This window comes from Pseudonocardia sp. SID8383 (assembly GCF_009864975.1).
Lineage (GTDB): Bacteria > Actinomycetota > Actinomycetes > Mycobacteriales > Pseudonocardiaceae > Pseudonocardia > Pseudonocardia alni.
Genome location: NZ_WWFY01001179.1, coordinates 1 through 4,415 on the forward strand (window position 1 = coordinate 1; position 4,415 = coordinate 4,415).

A 4,415-nucleotide genomic window follows, 5' to 3' on the forward strand; every position below is an offset into this window, starting at 1 on the left:
GACCGTCCGGCTCACCCGCAGCGTCGTCGCGAGCCCCCGGGTCGACGGCAGCCGGTCGCCGGGGCGCAGTGCCCCGCCCACGGCCGCGGCGCGGAGACCGTCGGCGAGCTGGACCGCCAGCGGGGTCGCCGCGGCGCGGTCGAGGACGATCGGGAGATCCTGCACAGTGGCCTTTCGTCCGCGACCGGAAGTGGCCGTTCCAGGATGCCACTGTCGAGAGCCATCCTCGGCTGGTGACGCTCTCCCCCACCACCCGCAGCACGCTGGGCCGCAAGCGCGACCGGGCCGCCGTCGACCGGTCCGACCTGCACGCGGTCCTCGACGACGGCCTCGTCGCCCACCTGGGCTTCGTCCGCGACGACGCACCCGTCGTCCTCCCGACCGCCTACGGCCGCGACGGCGACACGCTCTACCTGCACGGCTCGTCCGGGGCCCGCTACCTGACCGGCGACACGCTGCCCTGCTGCGTGACCGTGACCCACCTCGACGGCATCGTGCACGCCCGCGCGCTCATGCACTTCTCGATGAACTACCGCAGCGCGGTCGTGCACGGCGACGCCCGCCGCGTCACCGGCGACGACGAGCGTCTGCACGCGCTGCGGGTGATCGTCGAGCACCTCACCCCGGGCGCATGGGACCACGCCCGCCGCCCGGACCGCCGGGAGCTGGCCGCCACCGCGGTGTTCGCGCTCGACCTGACCGAGGCCAGCGTGAAGAGCCGCTCCGGGCCGCCGTCCGACGACGAGGCCGACGTCGCCGCCGGTCTCGCCTGGGCCGGCGTGGTGCCGCTGCGGACCGTCGCCGGGCCTCCGGAGACCGCCCCTGACCTGCAACGACACCGGTCGGTTCCGGACCACGTGCGCGACCGTCGTCACACCGGCGGGTGACGTAGCCTCGGGGGTTCCGACGCAGCCCTCACCGCCCCCCGAGGAGGACTCGTGACCCCCGTCGTGCTGCCCGACGTACCCCTGCAGAACGTGACGCTGATGCCGGACTGCGTGCACGACGCCGGTTCGTGGTGCGCCACGCTCTACCGCTGGACCAGCAACGACTTCCTGGCCCAGCACGCGGACACCCTGGTCAGCAGGACCGTGGCGATCACCGTGATCGTCGTGGTCGCGGTGCTGTTCCGGTGGCTGGCGCACCGGGCGATCGCGCGGATGGTCGACGGCGCGACCAACGGCCGGTTCACCGCGCTGGTGGGCCGGGCCCGCCGGCTGCGTCCGGGTGGCGGCGCCGCCGTTGCGCCGGCGGCGGACCCGGGTACGCAGCGACGGGCGCAGCGGGCACGCACGATCGGCTCGGTGCTGCGCTCGATCGTCTCGGCGGTCGTGCTGCTCGTCGCGGTGATGATGGTGATGAACGAGCTCGGCTACCCGCTGGGCCCGTTGCTGGCCGGTGCCGGGGTGATCGGGCTCGCCATCGGTTTCGGTGCGCAGAACCTGGTGCGCGACTTCCTGTCCGGCATGTTCATGCTGCTGGAGGACCAGTACGGCGTCGGCGACGTCGTCGACGTCGGGGAGGCCGTCGGCACCGTCGAGGCGGTCGGCCTGCGGATCACCACGATCCGCGACATCAAGGGCACCGTCTGGTACGTCCGCAACGGCGAGATCCTGCGCGTGGGCAACATGAGCCAGGGCTACGCGGTCGCGGTGGTCGACCTGCCGATCGCCCACCACGCCGACGTCGAGGAGGCCACCGAGCTGGCCGGGAGCACCGCCACCGAGCGCGCCTCCCAGGACGACATCGCCGGTGACGTGCTGGAGGCCCCCGAGGTGCTCGGCGTCGACAAGATCGGCCCGGAGGGCGTCACGCTGCGGATCACCGTGCGGGTCAGTCCCGGCCGGCAGTGGGCGGTGCAGCGCGCGCTCAACGGCGCGATCACCGACGCGTTCGACGACCACGGCATCCCGCGGCCGATGGTCTACCCCGGCGCGGCCTTCGACGGCCAGGCGCAGAAGCAGAACTGACGACTCCTGGGAGACTGGTCGGCGTGAGTGCACCGCAGAACTTCTACGCCGAGGTGGGTGGCGCCCCGGTCTTCCACCGGATCGTCCACCGGTTCTACGAGGAGGTGGCCCGGGACGAGGTGTTGCGGCCGCTGTACCCGGAGGAGGATCTCGGCCCGGCCGAGGACCGCCTGCGGATGTTCCTGGAGCAGTACTGGGGAGGTCCGCGCACCTACTCCGACCAGCGCGGCCACCCCCGGCTGAGGATGCGGCACGTGCCGTTCACGATCGGCCCGATCGAACGCGACGCCTGGCTGCGCTGCATGCGGATCGCCGTCGACGAGGAAAACCTCTCTCCGGAGCACCGCGAGCAGCTGTGGAACTACCTGCAGTACGCCGCGGCGAGCATGCAGAACTCGGAGTTCTGACCCGAGTAGGGGTATTACCACACACTGTGATCGCCGGCCCGGCCGTCCGGCGGCCATTCGAGTGGCATTCGGGCGCTTTCCGGGTTGATCCAGCGCTGAACGTGACCGAATGCGTCCGGTCTCGTTGGACGGGACGCCGCCCCGGCACGTCGGGCGGCTCGTAGTCACCCGTCTTGGGGGTTCATCGTGAGCGTCTCTCCCTCGCTGTCCGGTCCGCATCGGCACGAGCCGGTCGACGGGTCGTCGCGGCACACGCACCGCGGCGGTGACTCCGGGGCCCACCCCGACCGCCACGACGGCGAGGACGGCTCCTGGTTCACCGTCGTCCTGCGCGGCTACGACCGCGGCGAGGTCGACACCCGGCTGGCCGAGCTCGACCACCGCATCCACGACGAGATCCGCCGCGCGGACGCGGCCGAGCAGTCGCTGTCCGCGGCCCGCGCGCAGGTCCGGCGACTGCAGGAGCAGCTGGAGAACGACTCCGCCGCCCGGGCCGGTGAGGAGCGCCGCGCCGAGGAAGCCGGCTTCGGCCGCCGCGTCGAACGCGTCCTCCAGGCCGCCGAGCAGGAGGCGGCCGAGCTGCGCGATCGTGCGGCCGACGAGGCCGCGGAGATCGTGGAACGCGCTCGCCGCGAGGCCGAGGACCGTCGCTCCCGCACCGAGGAGGCGCTGCTCGGCCGCGCCGCCACCCTGGACCGCGAGTTCGCCTCCCGCAGCAGCACCCTCGACGACCGTGAGCACGACGCCGACCGCCGCGAGCGCGACCTCGCCGAGCGGGAGCGCACCGTGTCCGACCGGCTGTCCGGCGTCCGCACCGAGGCCGAGCGGATCCTCGCCGACGCCCGCTCCGACGCCGAGCAGACGCTGTCCACCGCGCGCGCCGAGGCCGCCGCGCTGCTGCGCGACGCCGAGCAGGGCGCCGGGGAGCGACGGTCGGCGGTCGTGCGCGACGTCGAGCGGCTCGCCGCGCTGCGCGACGACGTCCGGGACGAGCTGACAAGGGTGCAGCGCACCCTCGCCGAGGAGCTGGACCGTGAGCCGGTCTCGGCCGCCCTCGACGACGCCCTGTTCGGCCCCGCGCCCGTCTCCCTGCCGCCCGTCTCCCTGCCGCCCGTCTCCCCGCCGCCCGTCTCCCTGCCGTCCTCGACCTCGGCGCCGGCGTCGGACGAGGGTTCGATCGCCTCGGTGTCGGAGCTCGGCAGCAGGCCGTCGGCCGACGCCGCCGGCTCGGAGGCCGGTGATCCCGCCGACGACGAGGACGAGGACGCGCCCGCCACCGGTTCCCTGCTCCTCGGTCCCGGGCACCGCCCGGCCGAGGAGGACCCCGACAGCACCACCGTCGGCCGCATCCCGCCGATCTCGCTCACCTCGATCGGGGTCCTCCCGTTCGGTGATCTCGGAACGGGGCGTGACCAGCCCCGGACCAGGACGGACGTCGCAGGTGGGACGACCAGGACGGGCCGGGGGGCCACCCGGGGTCCGGGCCCGGGGCGACGCTCGCGATAATCGAATCGTTATGTGCACCCGACCGCCGCAGAACGCATGACGTCGGCGCCCGGTCACCCGGGCCCCGACGACCGCTCCCCCCGGCGTGCCGACGGCCCGCCGGACCCCGAACCGAACCCCGACGGGCTCGGCGAGGCGATCCGGACCGGCCGCGTGCCGGTGGTCCCCGGCTCCCTGGTCGACCTGGTCATGCGGTCCGGCTCGGGCGAGCCCCCGGAGCCGGAGGCCACGTCCGAGGACGACGGCGCCCGGCGCGAGCCGACCCCGACCGGGTTCACCGAACTGGTGTCCCGCGAACGGGATCCCGCGCCCGCCCCACGTCCCACCCCGGGACCGCGGCCCGCTGCCCCCGAACCGCCGTCGGATGCGGGTGACTACGCCGATCTCGGCGACCTCGGCGACGACCCGCTGGGCGTCGGGCCGCTGCCCGACGAACCCGGCGACGACGGTCTCGACCCCCTGCACACCCCGGCGGACCGCTTCGCGCCGCCGCCGTCGTTCGCGCCGGGCACACCGGGCGGGACACCGCCCG

At 74.3% G+C, this 4,415-nt stretch carries 5 protein-coding genes and 1 pseudogene; 5 read left to right on the plus strand and 1 reads right to left on the minus strand.

The annotated features are described in order from the left end of the window. Positions 1-165: GntR family transcriptional regulator (locus GTW08_RS28755; RefSeq protein ID WP_161152783.1), on the minus strand; the 165-nt coding region annotated here is incomplete at its 3' end. Positions 166-233: 68 nt separating this feature from the next. Here GTW08_RS28755 and GTW08_RS28760 point away from each other — a divergent pair. The 5 genes and pseudogenes from GTW08_RS28760 to GTW08_RS28780 all read left to right on the plus strand — a co-directional run. Then, on the plus strand, positions 234-887 hold the full coding sequence (locus GTW08_RS28760) for a pyridoxamine 5'-phosphate oxidase family protein (protein WP_208623055.1): 654 nt from the start codon (positions 234-236) through the stop codon (positions 885-887). A gap of 51 nt (positions 888-938) precedes the next feature. Further along, complete coding sequence (locus tag GTW08_RS28765; RefSeq protein WP_304580221.1) at positions 939-1,970, plus strand: mechanosensitive ion channel family protein; 1,032 nt, start codon at positions 939-941, stop codon at positions 1,968-1,970. Positions 1,971-1,993: 23 nt separating this feature from the next. Then, on the plus strand, positions 1,994-2,377 hold the full coding sequence (locus GTW08_RS28770) for a globin (RefSeq protein ID WP_073578226.1): 384 nt from the start codon (positions 1,994-1,996) through the stop codon (positions 2,375-2,377). Positions 2,378-2,563: 186 nt separating this feature from the next. Continuing rightward, positions 2,564-3,883, plus strand: coding sequence for a hypothetical protein (locus tag GTW08_RS28775; protein ID WP_073578227.1), 1,320 nt, complete (start codon positions 2,564-2,566; stop codon positions 3,881-3,883). Between the two features lie 36 nt (positions 3,884-3,919). Next, positions 3,920-4,415 (plus strand): annotated as a pseudogene (locus tag GTW08_RS28780) (hypothetical protein); the annotation flags it as partial.